Origin of the sequence: Deinococcus radiodurans R1 = ATCC 13939 = DSM 20539 (assembly GCF_000008565.1) — a bacterium.
In the GTDB taxonomy this organism is placed as follows: domain Bacteria; phylum Deinococcota; class Deinococci; order Deinococcales; family Deinococcaceae; genus Deinococcus; species Deinococcus radiodurans.
On the sequence record NC_001263.1, the window covers coordinates 606,109 to 625,017 of the forward strand.

Below are 18,909 nucleotides of genomic sequence, written 5' to 3' on the forward strand. Positions count from 1 at the left end.
ACGCTGTGAGTGGCCGCCTCCTGCCCGTCTTACAGCCCCCGGTAAAGTTCCAGGTATTGCCGTGCCGGACCGTCCCAGGAGAAATCCAATGACATGGCGCGGGTGGCGCGGGTCTGCCACTGCGCCGGGTCCTGAAAGGCGGCCTGGGCCTCGCGGCAGGCTTGCAGGAAGGCGGGCGCGGTGGCGTCGGCAAAGCGGAAACCGACTTCGGGCGGCACGGTGTCGGCCAGTCCGCCGGTTTCGCGCACGATGGGCAGGGTGCCGTAGCGCATGGCGATGAGCTGCGAGAGGCCGCACGGCTCGAAGCGGCTGGGCATGGCAAACGCGTGGGCGCCGGCGTAGATGCGGTGCGCCAACGGCTCGTTCATGCCCGAAGCGAAGGCGACGCGGGGGTGGTTGGCCCAGCCGGTCAGCGCGGCTTCCAGCAGCGGGTCGCCGCCGCCGAGCACCACCACGTTCCAGTCGCGCACCAGTTCGGGCAGCGCCGTAATCAGCAGGTCCATGCCCTTCTGGTCGGCGAGGCGGCTGACCGTCGCCAGAATCGGGGCGTCGTCCAGGCCGAATTCCTGCCGCAGCGCCTTCACGGCCCCTGCCTTGCCTGCCGGGTCGCTGTAGGCGGCGATGTCGGGGTCGGTGCGCGGGTTCCAGCGGTCCTGGTCGAGCCCGTTGAGGATGCCCGAGAGTCGGCCCTCGTGGGTCAGCCGCACCAGCAGCCCTTCCAACCCCTCGCCGTATTGCGGCGTGGTGATTTCCTGCGCGTAGGTGGGGCTGACGGTGGTGACGTGCCCAGCAAAGTTCAGGCCCGCTTTCATCAGGTTGAGGTCGCCGAAAAACTCCACCCCATCGGGCCCGAAGGTCCAGTCCGGGAGCCCGGTCCAGCCCGCCGCTTCGTGCAGGTTCCAGCGGCCCTGGTATTGCAGGTTGTGGACCGAAAAGGCGGTCCGCAGGCCACGCAGCCGGGCGTGGGCGACCACCAGTCCCGCCTGCCAGTCGTGCCCGTGCAGCACGTCCGGGGTCACGCCCACCGCGTCCAGTGCCGGGAGCGCCGCTCGCCCGAAGGCGCAGAAGCGCTCTACGTCGTCGGGGTGATAGAGGCCGGGGCGCTGAAACTCGTTCAGGCCGAGAAAGAGGTAGCGCACGCCGTCCTGACGGAGTTCGCCCAGCCACGCCTGCTCGCCCCAGGCTTCCCCGCGCCAGAGTTCCTGCGGCTCGCCCTGCAAGGAGGCGTACCACGGCGAGAGGACCGTGACTTCTGCGTCTTCGCCCAGCCGCGCCTGCACAGCGGGCAGCGCTCCCAGCACGTCGCCCAGGCCACCGGAGCGGGAAAAGGGGAAGACCTCGGAGGCGAGATGCAGCACACGCATGGGCCCACTGTACCGCCCGGTGCTGTTCACACGGGGTTCCTCGCCAAGTCGCTGAGCGGACAGGCACGGGCGGCCCCTCGCCAAACGGCGGGCGATGTGCTACACTCCCGCTTGCCTGTTCAGTCGTGTGCTGCACAGCTCAACCAGATGGAGAGGTGGCAGAGTGGTTGAATGCGTCGCTCTCGAAAAGCGGAGTACTCGCAAGGGTACCGTGGGTTCGAATCCCACCCTCTTCGCCAAAAAGGAAGCTCCCCGTCCTGCCCAGCAGGCGGGGTTTTCTTTTGTGGATTCCGTTTCACAGGTCAGCGGCGCTGCTATCGTGCAGCCGATGACCCGGTTCGCTTGGACCCCTGAAACGATTCCCTGGCAGGAAACCGCGCCGGACGGCACCCGTTATGCGCTGCTGGAAGGCGTGCGGGAGGCAGGTACATTCACCTACGCCTTTTTCCTGCCCGCCGGATTCTGGGACGAGGCCCACTGGCACAGCACCGACGCGCGGGTGTTCGTGATGCAGGGTGAGCTGCGCCTCGGCTACGGCGACCGCCTCGACAAAGAAGCCGCGACCTCCTACCCCGCTGGGAGTGCCCTGCTGGTGCCTGCGGAACACCGCCACCATGACGGGGCCGAGGTCGATACCCTGATTCTGGGCGTGGCGAGTGGTTCCTGGTTCACGCGCTACGTGAATTCGGCGAACCAGGGGTCGGCGGGCACGGTCTGATACAGCTTCCGATTAGAGCAGTTCTCCGAATTACGCGTGCGTCGGAACGGCGCCGCCACCCGCTCCATTCTTCGTTCTGCTCCGTGTTTTGTACTCGCTTCGCTCGACAAAAAGCTGTGCCATCTTCTTGTCAAATGCTCTAAATCGCGTACTCCATCGATTGAAGTTGAATGAAGCGAGGAGAAAACAAACGGAATCTGTATGACCCGGCCAGTTCCCAGGCAAAAGGCCAGGAAACATCTGTTACACGGACGGGTTCAGTTCAGAAAGATGCCGTTGCCGTCGTCGATGCCGCCGGGAGGTAGGCCCAGGTGGTCATAGGCGTGTGCCGTCGCCACGCGGCCACGTGGCGTGCGCTTGATGAAGCCGAGCTGAATCAGGTATGGCTCGTACACGTCTTCGAGCGTCAGGGCGTCCTCGCTGATGGCGGTGGCGAGGGTGTCCACGCCGACCGGCCCGCCGGCAAAGCGGTGAATCAGGGTTTCGAGGTACTTCTTGTCGCGGTCGTCCAAGCCCGCCGAGTCGAGGCCGAGTTTGTCGAGCGCACTCTGGGCGCGTTCCAGGCCGATGGTGGTTTCGCCCGCCACGTCGGCGTAGTCGCGCACGCGCCGCAGCAGGCGCTTGGCGATGCGCATGGTGCCGCGTGACCGGGCGCCGATTTCCAGGCCCGCTTCCTCGTCCAGCCCGAAGCCCAGCAACCGGGCGTCGCGTAGCAGGTTGGTGGCGATTTCCTCGGCGGTGTAGTACTCGAGGTGCTCGATGATGCCGAAGCGCGAGCGCATGGGCGCCGTAATCAGGCCGGGGCGGGTGGTCGCGCCCACCAGCGTAAAGCGCGGCAGCGGCAGTTCGATGGTCCGGGCCGCCGGTCCCTGCCCCAGCACGATGTCGAGCTTGAAGTCTTCCATCGCGGGGTAGAGGTGCTCCTCGGCCACGCGGCCCAGGCGGTGAATCTCGTCAATGAACAGCACGTCGCCTTCTTCCAGCGAGTTGGTCAGGATGGCGGCGAGGTCGCCGGGTTTTTCGATGGCGGGGCCGGAGGTGACGCGAATATTCACGCCGAGTTCGTAGGCGATGATGTGCGCCAACGTGGTCTTGCCGAGGCCGGGAGGGCCGAACAGCAGCGTGTGGTCGAGCGCTTCACGGCGCCCACGGGCCGCTTGCAGGTACACGCCCAGCTTGTCCTTGAGCTTTTCCTGCCCGACGTACTCGGTCAGGGTCTTGGGACGCAGGGCGGCGTCCAGATTCTCGGGGGCAGTCATGGATGCATATTACGCTATTTGCGAAATCAAGGAAACAGCTTGGGTTGCCCTTCGTCCTCAGCCGCCCCCGTACTGCCGAATCAGGGCGGGCAGGTCGTGGTCGAGGGTGCCGTCCATCACCTCGCCGTTGGTGTAGACGCGTACGAACTGGCCTTGCGGATTGATGACGCGCAGTTCGTCGCCGTGAATGCGGGCGGCGTCGGGGGCACTGACGGCGGGCGCGTCCCCCTGGCTCTGCATCTGCATGTGCTCGCTGTGGTCGGCGGCGGGCGCAACGTTGCTCACGAACAGCGCTTTGGCCGCCGCGTTGATGGTGTCGGGGGAGCCGGTCAGGCCGCTGAAAGCGGGGTCGAAGCGGTCGAGGTAGTCGCGCAGCACCTTTGGCGTGTCGTTCACCGGGTCCACCGTCACGAGTTGCACCTGCACCCGGCGGCGCTGCTCGTCGCTCAGCGTCTTGTAGCTGCGCTCCAGGCCCGCGAGCGTGACCGGGCACACGTCGGGGCAGCGAGCGTACCCGAAAAACACCAGCCGCAGCCGCCCGTCCGACGCGGCGAGGGTGGTCGGGCGCCCCCGGTCGTCGGTGAGGGGCAGGGGGGGCACGGCGAGCGGCGTGTCGAGCGCGGTGCCGCCGCGCAGCCCCCCGCGTCCCGGCGCTGCGCTGCGGTACACGAGCAGCCCAGCCAGGACAGCGGCGACAGTCAGCAGGGCGGCGGTGAGCCATTTCATAAGGCGTCAGGCTAGAGCGGCGGCGGCGGGCGCGTGTCCCCCCCGGCTCCCGCCGTGTGGCCCGACTGCAACTTTTGTCGGATTCGCCCCGGCCCCGCCCGCGTCATGCTGAGCGCGGTATGCGGCGGTCTTTCGGCACCCTGATTTTCCTGGCCTTTCTGGTTTTCCTGGCGTGGCTGTTCTTCTGGCCGCTGGTGAAACCTTCAGTGGAACAGGCCCAGCGCTCCACGGTGCTGCTTTCGTCGCCTGCGCCCACGGCACTGCCCAACCCCTTGCCGGGGCGGCCTCTCACCGACACCTGGGGGGGCGCTCGCAGCGGAGGGCGCAAGCACGAAGGCATCGACATTTTTGCCCCACGCGACACGCCGATTCGGGCGACCACCGAGGGCATCGTGCTTAACGTCGGCCCCAACACCCTCGGCGGGCGCACCGTCATGATTCTGGGACCGGGCGGGCAGCGGCACTACTACGCGCACCTCGACCGCTACCCGGACCTCACGGCGGGCGAGTGGGTCAATTCGGGCGACGTGGTGGGCTACGTGGGCGACAGCGGCAACGCCAAGGGCACGCCCACGCACCTGCACTACGGTATCTACACGGCGGCGGGGGCCATCAATCCGTATCCGCTGCTGGCGGCGGGGCGGAAGTAGTGCGGCTTCCGATTGAATCCTGTCGTTCGGGATTCAATTCGAGCGGATGCGAGGAGGAACACCTCCGGGTTTCGCGGTATGGAAGTCCATCTGGTGCTTTTCAAGATGGACTGGAATGAGGCGGAACCCGTACAACGCGCCAGACGTTGACCGCGAAATCCACCAGCTCCCGCTGTGACATCAGCCGCGCCTGCGCCGAGCCGACCGTGCCGCGCACCACTCCGCCCGCCGCCTCGAACGCTGCCTTGACCGGTGCGAAGGCTTCGGCGTCGTAATCGGGTTCGTCGAAGGTGAGCCACTGCCGCTCGCCGTCCACCATGACCGGCCCGCTGACGGCCACGGTGGGCCGCACCCCGGCGCGAACTTCGGCGAGGTGCAGGTTGGTGTTGCGCTCGGTGCCGAGGAGCAGCACCCGGCCATTCAGGTCGTAGATGCGGGCGAGCGGCGAGCCTTCCCCGAGCGAGAAAGCCAGCGCGTGCCCAGCGGTCACGAACTCTGCATGTCGTCCCCACGCGGCGAAGGAGCTGTGCGGATGGTCGCTGCGGCGTACGCCGGGCCAGGTGCGGAACAGTTCGGGAATGCGCCCCATCCCGCGCGTGGGCGTGAGCGCCGGGTCGAAGGCGGGCAGCTCGGCGCGGATGACCTCCCACCACGCCTCCGGTACCGGCGGACTCAGCCAGCCTGCCGGGTCGGTCAGGTCGCTGCTGTGGGTGGGCATGACCAGCGTGCCCTGCGGCGTCAGCACGTCCTGAAGTGCTTGAATGACCGCCACCGCGCCGCCCGCCACCCACCCGAGGCGGCTGAGGCTGGAATGCACCAGCAGCACGTCCCCCGCCTGCACGCCGAGTGAGCGCAGGTCGGCGGCGAGGCTGGCGCGGGTGCGGGGCGCGTCGGCGTGGGCTATGGCGGTGTCTTCGGTCATGGGCCAAGCGTAGGCCACCCGGCGGAGCAGGAAATCTGCCGGGTGGCGTAGAGCATGAAACGAGAGATGTTATTGACCCTCTACCCTGGGGGAGAGGGCCTCGCGCAGCGAGGGGTGAGGGGGCGGTGCCTGTCAGAAGCTTTAGATATGACTGGCGTTACGCCGCCTGTTCCAGACTCAGCCGCCGCTCCAGGTCGTCGAGCGCTTCCTGATACAGCGTATCGGTCAGGTGCGGCAGCACAGCCAGAAAGGTGGCGGCGTCGTGCAGCCCGGCGTGGGTGCTTTCGTGGGACCAGCCCGGTCCTTCCGCCACCAGTCGCACGCGGCCCTGGGTGATGAGAAACCGGACGCGGCCCTCCCCCGTCCGCGTGTCGCTGAAATGACGAATCACGTTCATGTCCTCAGCGTAACCCGCCGGGATGACAGTTGCATCAGCCAAAATGATGACGCGGTTCATGGGCCGGGTGGGGAGAGGGGAGGGTCACCACCCCCGTCACACAAGAGGGCAGGCAAGTCAGACAAGAGGCCAGGGAACAGTTTTCAGGCGGCGGCGGCTTCATAGTTGGGCGGCTGCGCCAGGGCTGCTAGAGTGCTGGGCTGCCACACTCGGTCAGGGAAGGAGGTGAGGGCACACGGGAACGAAAGAAGACGTCCGCGACCGGCTGAGTCTTGCCGACGTGGTGGGCGAATACGTGCGCCTCACCCCCGCCGGAAAGGGGCGGCTCAAGGGCCTGTGCCCCTTTCACAAGGAAAAGACCCCCTCGTTTCAGGTGGACACCGAAAAGGGCTACTACCACTGCTTCGGCTGCAAGGCGAGCGGCGACGTGTTCGGCTTCGTGCAGCAGATGGAGCACCTGAGCTTCGGCGACGCGCTGCGCAAGCTCGCCGACCGCGCCGGAATCCAAATTGACGCCAAGTACGGCGAGAAAGTCAGCCGCGACCTGTACGAGGTCAACGCCTTCGCGCTCGATTACTTCCGCTCGCATCTGCCGGGGCCCGCGCTCGACTACCTGCGCGGGCGGGGGCTGAGCGACGAGACCATTGCCGCCTTTGAACTCGGCTACGCGCCTGATGGCTGGGACGGCCTGCTCAAGCTCGCCCGCACCAAGGGCGTCTCCGAAAAGCAACTGCTGGAAGCCGGGCTGCTCACCGAGAACCCCGAAAACGGGCGCGTCTACGACCGCTTCCGGGGCCGCGTCATGTTTCCCATCCGCGACCATCTGGGGCGGCTGGTGGGCTTCGGCGGGCGCGTACTCGACGACTCCAAACCCAAGTACCTGAACACCCCCGAAACCGCCGCCTTCAAAAAGGGCGAACTGCTCTACGGGCTCGACAAGGCCCGCAGCGGCCTGGGAGGGGGCGCCGAGCTGGTGGTCGTCGAAGGGTACATGGACGTGATTTCCATGCACCAGCACGGCTTTACCGGAGCCGTCGCCAGCCTGGGCACCGCGCTGACTGCCGAACACGCGCAGCTTCTCGAACGGCTCGGCGCCCAGAGTATCGTCCTGATGTTCGACCAGGATGGCGCGGGCCTCAAGGCGACGCTCGCCGGGCTCGACCAGGTGATCGGGGCCAAGTTCCGCGTGCGGGCGACCTCGGTGCCCAGTGGCAAGGACCCCGCCGACGCGCTGCTCGCGGGCGACGACGCGGGCATCAGGGAAGCGCTCGCCGGGGGGCTCGACGAGGTCAAGTACCGCGTGCAGGCCGCCACCGAGAAGTACGGCGTGGATACCAACGAGGGTAAACGCCGCGTCCTGATGGAGCTGTTGCCGCGCATGCAGAACCTCGACCCGCTCGACGCCATCGCGCAGGACATGCGGGGGGCGGCGTGCGAGTTGCTCGGCATCCGGCCCGAGGCGCTGCTCGACTGGATCACGTCCAAGGCCAAGCGCCGCACCCTGACCGACACCCACCTCGCGGGCATGAGCCAGAGCAGCGGCGAGGAGGAACACGAGCTGGCGCTGCTGAGGCAACTGCTGGTGGACCCCTCGCTGCTCGCCAAACTCGACGGCTCGCTTCCCTGGCGCAACGAGGCGGTGCGCAAGGTGATGCTTGCCGCCCAGGGTGCGCGCAGCCCCGACGACATTCTGGACATTTTCCGGGGCCAGCCCGAGGAACAGCTTCTCATCCGCCTGATGTTCGAGGGCCGCGACTCGGGCAGCCTCTCGCGGGCATCGTCGCAGGAGTACGAGCAGAAGGTCACAACCTACGCCGCCCACGCGGTGGACGACATTCAGGTCACGCTGAACATCGACGCCCTGAAAACCGAGGTGGACCTGCTGAAAAAGCAACTGCTCAGCACCCCGCCCGCCGAGCAGCTCGCCCTGCTGAGCCAGATTCAGGAGTTGCAGCGCGCGATTGAAGCGGAGAAGCGGGCGCGGCGGGGAAGCTAAGTCACTCCGCCAGATGCGGCGTGAGATTGACGCCGGTCACGGTCACCCCCATGTGTTCGCGGCTGAGCTGCACGGTCGTGAAGGCCGTGTCGCCGTAGGCGAAGTGTGCCCGCCGCGCACCGGTCAACTCGCGCAGCATGGCGTTCAGGATGCCGCCGTGCGCGACCACCAGCACGTTCTCGCCGCCTCGCCACACCAGCTCCAGCGCGAGCAGGGCGCGGGCCCGGAAGGCCGCCTGCGACTCGCCCCCGTCCACCGTGAACGCTTCGAGCTCGTGCCGGAAGGCCGGAATGGGATAGCGCGCCTCGGCCTTGGCAAAGGGCAGCCCGGCGATGGGGCCATTGTCGAACTCGCGCAGCAGGTCGCTTGGCATCGGCACCAGCCCGAGTGGGGCCGTCACGAGGGCCGCTGTCTCGCTCGCCCGGCTGAGAGTCGAGCAATAAGCCTGGTCAAAGCCCGGCGGGTGGGCGGCCCAGTAAGCCGCCAGCTTGCGCGCATGCTCACGGCCCACCTCGGTCAGCGGCGAGTCGTAGCGGCCCTCGCACACGCCCTCGTCGTCGGCGCGGCTGCGGCCATGTCGGAGCAGAGTGAGGTTCATTTGCTTCTCCCTGGAATTGCGTGCTTCGTTGCCAGGATGACCCGTTCGCGGCGGTGAACCTGAACTTCGGTGCAGGTGAGGCGCGGATGGGCAAACAGCGCGTCGCGCAGCGGGTCGCCCGTGTAAAGGTCAGCGGGCAGGTACATCGTCGGCGAAAAGTTATCCATGACGAGCAGGCCACCGGGCTTGAGAGCGTCCGCCAGCCGGTCCAGTGCTTGCGGCGTTTTCGCAGCCCCCGCGTCAGCAAAGATGAGGTCAAAAGGGCCGGACTCAAGCGCCTCTGCCCAGTCACCGGCCAGTACCTCAGCGCGGGGGTCGTCGCACAGCACCTCGGCAGTGAGGCGGGCACGTTCCGAGTCGCTCTCCACTGTCAAGAGTCGGGCTGAAGCGTCCATGCCCGCCAGCAGCCACGCCGTGCCTGCGCCCAGCCCGCTGCCGAGTTCCAGCACCCGCCCGCCCGGTTTGCTCGCCGCGAGCGTGCGGAGCAGCCGCCCGGTTTCCTCGCTGCACGAGCGGTCAAAGCCGGAGGCACGCGCCAGCTCGTCAGCACGGGCGACGAGCGGCGGCGCTTGCAGGTGCGGCGGCGTTTGCCCGCGCGCGGCGAGCACCTGCCGCAGTTGCACGTCGTCGGCCCAGGGCAGCGCGTGGGGATTGACCCAGATGAGGGGGCGGCCTTCGGGACTGCTTTCCAGCGTCAGCACCCGCAGCGGCACGCAGACCGATCCTGAACCGTCGTCCAGCGTCCAGCCTGCGCCGGCCACCTCGCAGCGGGCGCCGACTTCTTCCCAGGCTTCGCGTACGGCGGCCTGCTCGGGCGTTTCGCCGGGCTCTATGCCGCCGCCGGGCAGCGTCCAGCCGGTCCGCGCCTCGGTCATCAGGACGAAGCCGTCCTCACGCTCAATCCAGGCGCAGGCCCGCCCGGTGCGTTCCAGACCGGGGGAGAGGTCGGGGGCGAAGGCAGTGTGCCGGGCCGGGGACAACTCGGTCAGAACATCCAGCCACTCCAGCGGCAACGCGCCGCCGAGCAGTTCGGTGAGCGCGTCTTCCAGCCCGGCCCCGCCGGAGCGCAGGCGAGCGAGGGTGCCCGCGCCGTGCAGCTCGCGGGCAGCTTTCAGGTCGGCTTTGTACCGGCTGAAACTTTGCAGCAAGCGGTCCTCGGGGCGGTGGCCTTCTTCCAGCAGGGCGACCAGCATCAGCCGCAGCGCCGCCCGTTGCAGAGGCTCGGGAGCGCGACTCACCCGCATTCCCTTGCTGCTGACATACGGGTCGTCGGTGAGCAGGCGCGCACAGCCGCCCCAGGGGTCGGGCGCCGCGTAGCTCACGCCGCGAATGCCGCTCATGGCGACGGCTCCGGCACACTGCGGGCAGGGTTCCACGGTGGTGAGCACCGTCCACGACAGGCACTCGGGGCGGCGCAGGTCGGGCACGCTCAGCAGCGCGTTGATTTCGGCGTGCGCGAGGTCGTGTCCGCCGATGACGCCCGCGTGCGCCCGGCGCGGTTCGCCCAGGCGGTTGCGCCCGCGTCCGACGATGTTGCCCTGAGCGTCCACGATGCAGGCGCCGATGGGGTAGGAGCCGTAGAGGAAGCCGTTCCACGCCTCACTCATGGCGGTCAGCCAGCCGGGGAGAAAGGGGTCGGTCATGCCTGCCCCTTCCCACCGCTTGCCGTCAGCCGCGCCCGCACTTCCGGCCAGTCCGCCCGCGTCACCGAGTACATCACCGTATCCCGCATCGTCCCGTCGGCCCGGCGCATGTGCGAGCGCAGGACGCCTTCCTTTACCGCGCCGAGTCTCTCAATCGCCCGCTGCGAGCGCGTATTTAGGATGTCGGTCTTGATTTGCACCCGTTCCATGTCCATTTCTTCAAAGGCGTGGGTCAGCAGCAGCCGCTTCATCCGCCGGTTGACCCCGGTGCGCCAATGCTCCGGCGTCAGCCACGTCCAGCCGATTTCCAGGCCCGAATGCGCCGGTCGGATGTCGCCGTAACGGGTGCTGCCTGCGAGTTCGCCCCCGACTTCGATGACGAACGCTATCTGCGCCGGGTCACTCAGCGCGGCGCGGTAGTAGCCGTCGGTGTTCGGCGGCGTGCCCATCAGCCGCAGGGCGTCCTCATGGGCGCTCGCCAGCTCGCACAGGGCGGGAATGTCGGCCTCTAGCAGCGGGCGCAGGGTGAGGTCGCCGGCCCGCAGGGTCAGGTCGTGCTTCACAGTTGCCCCCAGATCACAGTTCGCCCCGGTACTTCTCGATCAGGTCGTCGAGTGCCTCGCGCAGCAGGCTCGCCTCGGTGCGTCCGAGCGCCGCCGAGAGTTTGGCGAGGCGTTCGAGCTGGCTTTTCGGGTAATAGTTCGATTTCAGGACCATCTTCGACTCCACGTAGATGCACGCCCGACTGCGGCCCTCGCGTTTGGCGCGCAGCAGGGCTTCGTCGGCGGCGCGGTAGAGCTCGGCGTACTCGCTGGCGTGCGCGGGCCGGGCGGCGAGGCCCACGCTCAGGCCCAGGCCCCTCGGCCACTGCGGGTCGCGGTGAATCTGGAAGTGCCGGATGACCTCGTCGAAGAGAATCAGCGCGGTTTCGGCGGCGGTTTCGGGCAAAATCACCGCGTACTCGTCGCCGCCGATGCGCCCGACGACGCTGCCGCTCGGCAAACTGCCCGAAAGCAGGCGCTCGACGACCTTGAGCACCCGGTCGCCCTCGGTGTGCCCGAGCTGGTCGTTGAGCACTTTGAAATGGTCGAGGTCGAGCACCGCCAGGGTCAGCGGCGCCGAGCCGAGCTTCTCAAACGCCTCTTCAAAGGGGGTGCGCGACAAAATCGCGGGGCGGGCCACTGAAAACCTCCTGGGGAACGGGCCGAACAGGTCAGGCCGGCCCCAGTGGCCGCCAGTCATGTTCAGGGATGGAAGCACGTATTGTCGCCCTACATATATACGTTAAAGCTAACAGCTGGCAAGGGGATACCCCCATTCCCCGTCCCAGCGCCCCTTGAGCGTCATAGACTCAGATTGTCAGCTTCGGTCAGTTGACATTTTTCTTATCGGCGCTCTACCATCCGTGACGGATTGAAGGCGCTGGGCGGGAAAAAGCTCGCCGGCACGACTCTCCGCCATTCCATCTCACTCACAGGAGGACCCCACATGCTGAAACCTTTAGGCGACCGCGTTCTGGTTGAAATTATCGAAGAAGCCGAGCAGAAGACTGCCGGCGGCCTGTACGTCCCCGATTCCGCCAAGGAAAAGAGCCAGCGCGGCAAAGTCGTTGCCGTCGGCACGGGTAAGACCCTGGACAACGGCACCAAAGTCGCCATGGAAGTCAAGGAAGGCGACACCGTGTACTTCGCCAAGTACGGCGGCACCGAAGTCAGCCTCGAAGGCAAGAACTACAGCCTGCTGAGCGAGCGCGACCTGCTCGCCATTGTCGAGTAAGGCTCCGAGTCAGGTTCTGAGCCTGTTCGTTTCCTGTTTTTCTTCCTCATTTCACTTTTCAAGGAGCAATCACAATGGCTAAACAGCTCGTGTTTGATGAATCCGCCCGCCGCAGCCTGGAACGCGGCGTCAATGCCGTCGCCAACGCCGTCAAGGTGACCCTGGGGCCCCGTGGCCGCAACGTGGTCATCGAGAAGAAGTTCGGCAGCCCCACCATCACCAAGGACGGCGTGACCGTCGCCAAGGAAGTGGAGCTGGAGGACAAGCTGGAGAACATCGGCGCCCAGCTGCTCAAGGAAGTCGCCAGCAAGACCAACGACATCACGGGTGACGGCACCACCACCGCCACCGTGCTGGGCCAGGCCATTGTGAAAGAAGGTCTGCGTAACGTGGCCGCCGGCGCCAACCCCCTCGCCCTGAAGCGCGGCATCGACAAGGCCGTGGCTGTGGCCATCGAGGAAATCAAGAAGCTGGCCGTGTCGGTCGAGGACAGCGAAGCCATCAAGAAGGTCGCGGGCATTTCGGCCAACGACGAAACTGTCGGCCAGGAAATCGCTTCTGCGATGGACAAGGTCGGCAAGGAAGGCGTCATCACCATCGAAGAGTCCAAGGGCTTCGACACCGAAGTGGACGTGGTGGAAGGGATGCAGTTCGACAAGGGCTTTATCAACCCCTACTTCATCACCAACCCCGAGAAGATGGAAGCCGTCCTCGAAGACGCCTACATCCTGATCAACGAAAAGAAGATCAGCAACCTCAAGGACATGCTCCCGGTGCTGGAAAAGGTCGCCCAGACGGGCCGCCCCCTGCTGATTATCGCCGAGGACGTGGAAGGCGAAGCCCTCGCCACCCTGGTGGTCAACAAGCTGCGCGGCACCCTGAACATCGCTGCGGTCAAGGCCCCCGGCTTCGGTGACCGCCGCAAGGAAATGCTGCGCGACATCGCGGCCGTGACCGGCGGCGAAGTGGTCAGCGAAGACCTCGGCCACAAGCTGGAAAATGTCGGCATGGAAATGCTGGGCCGCGCCGCGCGCATCCGCATCACCAAGGACGAAACCACCATCGTGGACGGCAAGGGTGAGCAGGCCCAGATCGACGCCCGCGTCAACGCCATCAAGGGCGAACTCGACAGCACCGACTCCGACTACGCCCGCGAGAAGCTCCAGGAGCGCCTCGCCAAGCTCAGCGGCGGCGTCGCCGTCATCCGCGTGGGTGCCGCGACCGAAACCGAACTCAAGGAAAAGAAGCACCGCTACGAGGACGCCCTGTCCACCGCCCGCTCGGCTGTGGAAGAAGGCATCGTGGCAGGCGGCGGCACCACCCTGCTGCGCGTGATCCCCGCCGTCCGCAAGGCCGCCGAGAGCCTGACCGGCGACGAAGCGACCGGCGCACGCATCCTGATTCGCGCGCTGGAAGAACCCGCCCGCCAGATCGCCGCGAACGCCGGTGAAGAAGGCAGTGTCATCGTGAATGCAGTGGTGGGCAGCGACAAGGCCCGTTACGGCTTCAACGCCGCGACCGGCGAGTACGTGGAGGACATGGTGGCCGCCGGGATCGTGGACCCCGCCAAGGTGACCCGCACCGCGCTGCAGAACGCCGCGAGCATCGGCGCCCTGATCCTGACCACCGAAGCCATCGTCAGCGACAAGCCCGAGAAGGCTGCGCCTGCGATGCCTCAGGGTGGCGGCGACATGGGCGGCATGGGCGGCATGGACTTCTAAAACAGTTGATGGTCAATGGTTGACCGTTGATAGAAAAAGAGCCGGGGCCAAGTGCCTCGGCTTTTTTTGCGTTTTATACGGCTTTAATCCGATACCCGAACATCCGGAAAGGCGCCGGATGCCCGTCCATCTCCTTAAAACCGTATTTTTTCCATGCGCTCCGCGCAAAATTGCGCCCGGACATATCCGGGACTCAATTTGAAACCGTATTATTACTCGTTTCTACCACCAGCACCCCATCCACCGCGTGGACACCGACGATGACCGCAAGCTTTTCGCGTTTCTGCCACAGCACGCGCCCAGCGTTATTGTAGGCAGTCAGGTCAGTGGTGTAATCCTCCCTTTTTGGCCTCCCCGGCACTGGCGAAAGCGCCCCCGTCCGCGCAAGAGTTCCAATACCGGGGAGCAGCAGGTGTGGGCCAATGTTTCGTCTGCCTGTATAGTGAGGGGCTATGTCTGTTCCGTCCTCTGTCTCCTTTCAAACCCTGTCCGGTGATTTTGGCCCCGTGCTGGGTGAAGTGGCCCGCCTGCGCCTGAGCCTGTTCCGCGAGTTTCCCTACCTCTACGACGGCACCGAGGAAGCCGAGGCCGCCCATCTCCAGACCTACGTGCAGGCGCCGGGGGCGCTGCTGGTGCTGGCCCGCGACGAGACCGCCGGGGGGCGCGTGGTGGGAGCCTGCACCGCTGTCCCGCTGGTGGCCGAGGACGCCGACTTTTTGCGGGCCTTCGCAGCGGCAGGGATTGACCCCGCCACGGTGCTGTACCTGGGCGAGGCGTTGCTGGAAGACGAGTATCAGAGTCGGGGGCTGGGCGGTGAACTGCTCAGCCAAGTCGAGGCCCACGCGCAGGCCCTCGGCTTGCCCATCGTGGCGGCGGCGATGGTGGTGCGCTCCGAAGACCACCCGCAAAGGCCACGGGGCTGGCGCTCGCCGAGTCACCTGCTGGAGCGGCGCGGCTACGTCATGCACCCTGAACTCGAGATCACGCTGAGCTGGCAGGAAATCGGCGAAAGCGCCCCCAGCTCCAAGCCGATGCGCTTTTGGGTCAAGGGACTGGAAGGCTAGAGCAGGATGGAGAATGGAGCAGGTGGCGGCGCCGTCAGGGCGCCTGCGTAATTCGGAGAACTGCTCTTCGTTTTTTTGTAGGTATTCCAGTGACCGTGCTTTTTCGGCCAGAAACCGCTGCTGCGCCTCTCATACGGTTTCAAATTGAGTCCCGGACATCTCCGGGCGCAATGTTGCGCGGAGCGCATGGAAAAAATACGGTTTTAAGGAGATGGACGGGCATCCGGCGCCTCTTCCGGATGTTCGGGAATCGGATTAAAACCGTATCAGTCGCGCTCCCTGGCGTCGGCGTGGGCCAGGGCAATGCTGCGAATGTCGTTTAAGGCCGTTAGAAAGGCGGGGTCATCGGCGTGGCACAGGCGGGCGCCGTGCAACTGCACCGTTTCGGGCAGGTGGTCCAGCAGCGCGGCCCGGGCGTGGTCGTGCCAGGAGGGGTCGTCTCCCTGCTCGGCGCGGGCAAGATTTTCGCGCAGGTCGGCGAGCAGGGCCTGAACCGTCGCCGACGCCAGGAGTTCGGCCTGCCTTCCTGCGGCGCGGAGTCGTGCGCCTTTTGGATGACGTACCCTCCCCCCATGCTTCTCGTCCTCTCTGGCATCCCCGGCACCGGCAAAAGCACCCTCGCCCGTGAGCTTTCGCGGCGGCTAGGAGCCGTTTATCTGCGGGTGGATACGGTAGAAGCCGCGCTGCTCAACGCCGGACACGCTGGAATCACGGTGGAAGGCTACGCGACGGCCTACGCTGTTGCCGCCGATAACCTCGCGCTGGGGCTAAACGTGGTGGCCGACTGCGTGAACCCGGTAGCCGAAACGCGGGAGGCGTGGGCCGAAGTGGCGCGGTAAGCAGGCGCACAGCTGGTCAACGTGGAAGTGGTTTGCTCGGACGGGGCCGAACACCGCCGCCGGGTGGAATCTCGCCACGCCGATGCTACGGCCCACGCGGGCCACTGGTCGCCGCCCGACTGGGAAGCGGTGGCAAAGTGGCCTTATCAGCCCTGGCAAACGCCGGTGCTGCGGGTGGATACGGCGCGGGACTCGGTAACGGAGCTGGCCGACCGACTGCTGACCGAACCCAAAAGTATATAAACTAAACCGCTTTATTTTATAAACCAAAGACGCTATGCTTTCCCCATGAAGAAGATCGGCTTTCTCTCCTTCGGTCACTGGAACCCTCACCCGCAGTCCCGGACGCGCTCGGCGGGCGACGTGCTGCGGCAATCCATCGACCTCGCGGTGGCGGCGGAGGAACTGGGCGCGGACGGCGCTTATTTCCGGGTGCACCATTTCGCGCAGCAACTCGCCTCGCCGTTTCCGCTGCTCGCGGCAGTCGGCGCGAAGACGAGCAACATCGAAATCGGCACCGGCGTCATCGACATGCGCTACGAAAACCCCTTCTCCATGGCCGAGAACGCGGGCGCGGCCGACCTGATCGCGGGCGGGCGGTTGCAACTCGGCCTCAGCCGGGGGTCGCCGGAACAGGTGATCGACGGCTGGCGGCACTTCGGCTTTCAGCCCGCGCCGGGTGAAACCGAACAGGACATGGCCCGGCGCCACACTGAGGTGTTTCTGGAACTCCTGAAGGGCGAAGGCTTCGCGCAGCCGCACCCACGCCCTATGTTTTCCAACCCGCCCGGCCTGCTGCGGCTGGAGCCCCACTCCGAGGGCCTGCGCGAGCGCATCTGGTGGGGCGCGGCGTCCAACGCGACGGCAGTGTGGGCAGCCCAAAAGGGGATGTATCTGCAAAGTTCGACGCTGAAAACCGACGAGTCAGGCCAGCCGTTCCACGTTCAGCAGGCCGAGCAGCTCCGGGCGTACAAGGCGGCTTGGCAGCAAGCGGGACATACCCGCCCCCCGCGCACGTCGGTCAGCCGCAGCATTTTTGCCATCACCAACGACCTCGACCGGGCCTACTTCGGCGGGCAGGGGGACAGCGACCAGTTCGGACGCATCGACAATTACCGCGCGGTGTTTGGGCGCAGTTATGCCGCTGAGCCGGACAAGCTCATTGAAGAACTGCGCCAGGACGAAGCGATTGCCGAGGCCGACACGCTGCTGCTCACCGTGCCCAACCAGCTTGGCGTGGAGTACAACGCCCACGTCATCGAGAGCATCCTGAAACATGTGGCCCCGGCACTCGGCTGGCGCTGAGCCGACTGGGGTGGACGCCCCCGGACCGCCCCCGCTATCGTAGCCACGATGACAATTGATGTTTCGGCCCGTGACGTGACCATCGAACTCGTGCGGGCGGCCAGCGTGACGAATACAGCGGGTGAGCAGGCGTTCCCAGAGACCCTTTTGCGGGTGCTGGGGCGCCTGCCTTATTTTCAGGCGCACCCCGAAGACCTCTGGACACAGCCCATCGAAAACGACCCCTACGGACGGCGCAACGTGTACGCGCTGGTGCGCGGGGACGGCCCGGCGGGGGTGGTCCTCACCGGGCATTACGACGTGGTATCGGCGGCGAACTATGGTCCCCACGCGGACGTGGCCTTCGACCCCGAGGCGCTGCTGCCCCGGCTGATCGCCGACCTGCGCGTCAACGCCCGCAGCGAGGCCGAGCGGCGCGCCCTGCACGACCTCGAAAGCGGCGATTTCTTGCCCGGACGCGGCGCCCTGGACATGAAAGCGGGGCTGGCGGCGGGCATCGCGGCGCTCGCCGAGTTCGCGGCGCGTCCGGCGCGGCGGGGCAACGTGCTGTTCGCAGCGGTGGCCGACGAGGAAGTCAGCTCGCACGGGGCCCGGCAGGCGGCGCCGGAGCTGCGGGCCCTGGCCGAGCGGGAAGGTCTGGACTGGCGGCTTGTCATCAACCTCGACGCCACGGGAGACAACGGCGACGGCAGCGCGGGGCAGGCGGTCTACCTGGGCACGGCGGGCAAGCTGCTGGTCTCGGCCTTCGTGGTCGGCGTGGACACCCACGCGGGCTACTCGCTCGACGGCGTCAACGTCAATTTCCTGGCAAGCGAGCTGACGCGGGCCTTCGAATTCAGCCCCGAGCTGACCGACCGCAGCGCCGGCATCATGGGCACGCCGCCCACCGTGCTCCGGCAACAGGACCTCAAGACCTATTACGACGTGACCACGCCCGCCCGCGCCTGGCTGTGTGTCAACGCGCTGACGCACGGGCTGGACGCTGCCACCGTGCTGGACCGCTTCAAGGCGAGCGCACAGGCAGCGCTGGATGACGCCCTGGACACCCTGCGCCGCCGCGCCGAGGCTCTGGGCGAAACGCGGAGCGCCGCGCACGGAGCCACGCCACTGGTCCTCACTTACGCAGACTTGCTAGAGCGAGCGCGGCAGCAGGTGCCCGACCTCGATGCCGCCCTCACCGCCTACGACGCGGGCCTCGACCCACAGCTCGACCTGCCGACCCGCAGCGCCCATCTCACCGGCTGGCTGTGGGACGCCTCGGGGCTGCTCGGCCCGGCGGCGGTGCTGGGCTTCGCGTCGCTGCACTACCCCAACACCACGCTCGACTCCCGGAATCCCACCGAGGCGCAGGCCCTCGACCTCGTGCGCGCCACCCTGCGCGAGAAGGGCGCGGAACTCGGCGTCACCATCAGCGAGCGGCCCATATTTACCGGCATCAGCGACATGAGCTGGTTCGGCACCGCCGACTCTGCCGACATCGCCGCCGTCAATGCGAACACGCCCGCGCCCGCCGCCCACATCCACGCGCCGCCCGCCGGCTTGCCCTGCATCAACCTCGGACCCTGGGGCCGCGACTACCACCAGTGGCTGGAGCGGGCCTACGCGCCCTACAGCTTCGGCACGTTGCCCCGGCTGGTGTCAGCGCTCACCGAGGCTTTTTTGCGTTGATGAGGAAGGGGCAGGAGGGGGAGAACTCCTGCCCTGAAATAAAAAAGAACCCCGCGTGGGGGTCCTGTGTGGGGCGTTCTCACGGCCTCTCTGCCGCGCAAACACTCGCACGCCCGTTTTTATTTCTCGGAGGTGGACGTCGCCCTCGGTGCATTTTTTGCCAGCGGTCCCGTCATGACTTGGGCCAGGCGCTCGGCAAAAAGCGACTGGAAGAGGATACCTTCCCTCGCCTTCTCAGGCCAGAAGGAGAATCTTAATCGAAG

Annotated in this window: 18 protein-coding genes, 1 tRNA gene and 1 pseudogene; 11 read left to right on the forward strand and 9 right to left on the reverse strand. The window is 66.6% G+C overall.

Annotated elements, in window-relative coordinates; genetic code table 11:
• Nucleotides 1–29: 29 nt before the first annotated feature.
• Nucleotides 30–1,364, reverse strand: coding sequence for a glycogen synthase (locus tag DR_RS03080; RefSeq protein ID WP_027479518.1), 1,335 nt, complete (start codon nt 1,362–1,364; stop codon nt 30–32).
• Between the two features lie 149 nt (nt 1,365–1,513).
• Between DR_RS03080 and DR_RS03085 the strand changes: the two genes are divergently transcribed.
• Together DR_RS03085 and DR_RS03090 are read left to right on the forward strand one after the other, a co-directional pair.
• Nucleotides 1,514–1,603: transfer RNA gene (locus tag DR_RS03085), tRNA-Ser, on the forward strand.
• 89 nt (nt 1,604–1,692) lie between these two features.
• Nucleotides 1,693–2,082, forward strand: a complete 390-nt coding sequence (locus DR_RS03090) for a cupin domain-containing protein (RefSeq protein ID WP_027479517.1) — start codon at nt 1,693–1,695, stop codon at nt 2,080–2,082.
• Nucleotides 2,083–2,339: 257 nt separating this feature from the next.
• On the opposite strand, the gene ruvB is transcribed toward DR_RS03090, so the two are convergent.
• Nucleotides 2,340–3,341 (reverse strand): Holliday junction branch migration DNA helicase RuvB, encoded by a 1,002-nt coding sequence (gene ruvB, locus DR_RS03100; RefSeq protein ID WP_010887241.1) that lies wholly within the window; start codon nt 3,339–3,341, stop codon nt 2,340–2,342.
• A gap of 57 nt (nt 3,342–3,398) precedes the next feature.
• Complete coding sequence (locus DR_RS03105; protein ID WP_010887242.1) at nt 3,399–4,067, reverse strand: SCO family protein; 669 nt, start codon at nt 4,065–4,067, stop codon at nt 3,399–3,401.
• A 119-nt stretch (nt 4,068–4,186) separates the two neighbouring features.
• On the opposite strand from DR_RS03105, the gene DR_RS03110 reads away from it, so the two are divergent.
• Nucleotides 4,187–4,717: a M23 family metallopeptidase gene (locus DR_RS03110; protein WP_027479516.1), complete on the forward strand. Its 531-nt coding sequence runs from the start codon at nt 4,187–4,189 to the stop codon at nt 4,715–4,717.
• Nucleotides 4,718–4,817: 100 nt separating this feature from the next.
• Here the strand turns inward: DR_RS03110 and DR_RS03115 are convergent, their stop codons facing one another.
• Both DR_RS03115 and DR_RS03120 read right to left on the reverse strand, forming a co-directional pair.
• Nucleotides 4,818–5,639 (reverse strand): aminoglycoside N(3)-acetyltransferase, encoded by an 822-nt coding sequence (locus DR_RS03115; RefSeq protein WP_051618766.1) that lies wholly within the window; start codon nt 5,637–5,639, stop codon nt 4,818–4,820.
• 157 nt (nt 5,640–5,796) lie between these two features.
• Entirely contained in the window at nt 5,797–6,036 is a 240-nt protein-coding gene (locus tag DR_RS03120; RefSeq protein WP_010887245.1) for a hypothetical protein, read from the reverse strand.
• 253 nt (nt 6,037–6,289) lie between these two features.
• On the opposite strand from DR_RS03120, the pseudogene dnaG reads away from it, so the two are divergent.
• Nucleotides 6,290–8,032: pseudogene (dnaG, locus tag DR_RS03125) on the forward strand (DNA primase); the annotation flags it as partial.
• Nucleotide 8,033: 1 nt separating this feature from the next.
• Here dnaG and DR_RS03130 read toward each other — a convergent pair.
• Genes DR_RS03130 through DR_RS03145 form a run of 4 tightly spaced genes read right to left on the reverse strand, consistent with a single transcriptional unit; the run spans nt 8,034 to nt 11,455 of the window.
• Nucleotides 8,034–8,630: a histidine phosphatase family protein gene (locus tag DR_RS03130; protein WP_010887247.1), complete on the reverse strand. Its 597-nt coding sequence runs from the start codon at nt 8,628–8,630 to the stop codon at nt 8,034–8,036.
• Complete coding sequence (locus DR_RS03135) at nt 8,627–10,273, reverse strand: NUDIX domain-containing protein (RefSeq protein WP_010887248.1); 1,647 nt, start codon at nt 10,271–10,273, stop codon at nt 8,627–8,629. The genes DR_RS03130 and DR_RS03135 overlap by 4 nt, the downstream gene beginning before the upstream one ends.
• Nucleotides 10,270–10,836, reverse strand: a complete 567-nt coding sequence (locus DR_RS03140; protein WP_010887249.1) for a GNAT family N-acetyltransferase — start codon at nt 10,834–10,836, stop codon at nt 10,270–10,272. Before DR_RS03140 ends, DR_RS03135 begins: the two co-directional genes overlap by 4 nt.
• Before the next feature lie 13 nt (nt 10,837–10,849).
• Nucleotides 10,850–11,455: a diguanylate cyclase gene (locus DR_RS03145; RefSeq protein ID WP_027479514.1), complete on the reverse strand. Its 606-nt coding sequence runs from the start codon at nt 11,453–11,455 to the stop codon at nt 10,850–10,852.
• Nucleotides 11,456–11,761: 306 nt separating this feature from the next.
• Between DR_RS03145 and groES the strand changes: the two genes are divergently transcribed.
• From groES to DR_RS03180, 7 genes are all read left to right on the forward strand, one after another.
• Complete coding sequence (groES, locus tag DR_RS03150; RefSeq protein WP_010887251.1) at nt 11,762–12,049, forward strand: co-chaperone GroES; 288 nt, start codon at nt 11,762–11,764, stop codon at nt 12,047–12,049.
• A gap of 74 nt (nt 12,050–12,123) precedes the next feature.
• A complete protein-coding gene (gene groL / locus DR_RS03155) occupies nt 12,124–13,770 on the forward strand; it encodes a chaperonin GroEL (protein ID WP_010887252.1) in 1,647 nt (548 codons plus the stop codon).
• Nucleotides 13,771–14,222: 452 nt separating this feature from the next.
• On the forward strand, nt 14,223–14,834 hold the full coding sequence (locus tag DR_RS03160) for a GNAT family N-acetyltransferase (protein WP_010887253.1): 612 nt from the start codon (nt 14,223–14,225) through the stop codon (nt 14,832–14,834).
• A 368-nt stretch (nt 14,835–15,202) separates the two neighbouring features.
• Nucleotides 15,203–15,673: an AAA family ATPase gene (locus tag DR_RS16630; RefSeq protein WP_234944669.1), complete on the forward strand. Its 471-nt coding sequence runs from the start codon at nt 15,203–15,205 to the stop codon at nt 15,671–15,673.
• A gap of 21 nt (nt 15,674–15,694) precedes the next feature.
• A complete protein-coding gene (locus tag DR_RS16635) occupies nt 15,695–15,916 on the forward strand; it encodes a hypothetical protein (RefSeq protein WP_010887255.1) in 222 nt (73 codons plus the stop codon).
• A gap of 45 nt (nt 15,917–15,961) precedes the next feature.
• Complete coding sequence (locus tag DR_RS03175) at nt 15,962–16,978, forward strand: LLM class flavin-dependent oxidoreductase (RefSeq protein ID WP_010887256.1); 1,017 nt, start codon at nt 15,962–15,964, stop codon at nt 16,976–16,978.
• A gap of 48 nt (nt 16,979–17,026) precedes the next feature.
• On the forward strand, nt 17,027–18,646 hold the full coding sequence (locus DR_RS03180) for a M20/M25/M40 family metallo-hydrolase (protein WP_010887257.1): 1,620 nt from the start codon (nt 17,027–17,029) through the stop codon (nt 18,644–18,646).
• The last annotated feature ends 263 nt before the right edge of the window (nt 18,647–18,909 follow it).

Bases quoted from the DNA above. Each gene is read 5' to 3' on its own strand.
- DR_RS03080 (WP_027479518.1), bottom strand. From the start codon at position 1,364: ATGCGTGTGCTGCATCTCGCCTCCGAGGTCTTCCCCTTTTCCCGCTCC.
- DR_RS03130 (WP_010887247.1), bottom strand. From the start codon at position 8,630: ATGAACCTCACTCTGCTCCGACATGGCCGCAGCCGCGCCGACGACGAG.
- DR_RS03105 (WP_010887242.1), bottom strand. From the start codon at position 4,067: ATGAAATGGCTCACCGCCGCCCTGCTGACTGTCGCCGCTGTCCTGGCT.
- DR_RS03090 (WP_027479517.1), top strand. From the start codon at position 1,693: ATGACCCGGTTCGCTTGGACCCCTGAAACGATTCCCTGGCAGGAAACC.
- groES (WP_010887251.1), top strand. From the start codon at position 11,762: ATGCTGAAACCTTTAGGCGACCGCGTTCTGGTTGAAATTATCGAAGAA.
- DR_RS03110 (WP_027479516.1), top strand. From the start codon at position 4,187: ATGCGGCGGTCTTTCGGCACCCTGATTTTCCTGGCCTTTCTGGTTTTC.
- ruvB (WP_010887241.1), bottom strand. From the start codon at position 3,341: ATGACTGCCCCCGAGAATCTGGACGCCGCCCTGCGTCCCAAGACCCTG.
- DR_RS03115 (WP_051618766.1), bottom strand. From the start codon at position 5,639: ATGACCGAAGACACCGCCATAGCCCACGCCGACGCGCCCCGCACCCGC.
- DR_RS03160 (WP_010887253.1), top strand. From the start codon at position 14,223: ATGTCTGTTCCGTCCTCTGTCTCCTTTCAAACCCTGTCCGGTGATTTT.
- DR_RS03175 (WP_010887256.1), top strand. From the start codon at position 15,962: ATGAAGAAGATCGGCTTTCTCTCCTTCGGTCACTGGAACCCTCACCCG.
- groL (WP_010887252.1), top strand. From the start codon at position 12,124: ATGGCTAAACAGCTCGTGTTTGATGAATCCGCCCGCCGCAGCCTGGAA.
- DR_RS03180 (WP_010887257.1), top strand. From the start codon at position 17,027: ATGACAATTGATGTTTCGGCCCGTGACGTGACCATCGAACTCGTGCGG.
- DR_RS03120 (WP_010887245.1), bottom strand. From the start codon at position 6,036: ATGAACGTGATTCGTCATTTCAGCGACACGCGGACGGGGGAGGGCCGC.
- DR_RS03135 (WP_010887248.1), bottom strand. From the start codon at position 10,273: ATGACCGACCCCTTTCTCCCCGGCTGGCTGACCGCCATGAGTGAGGCG.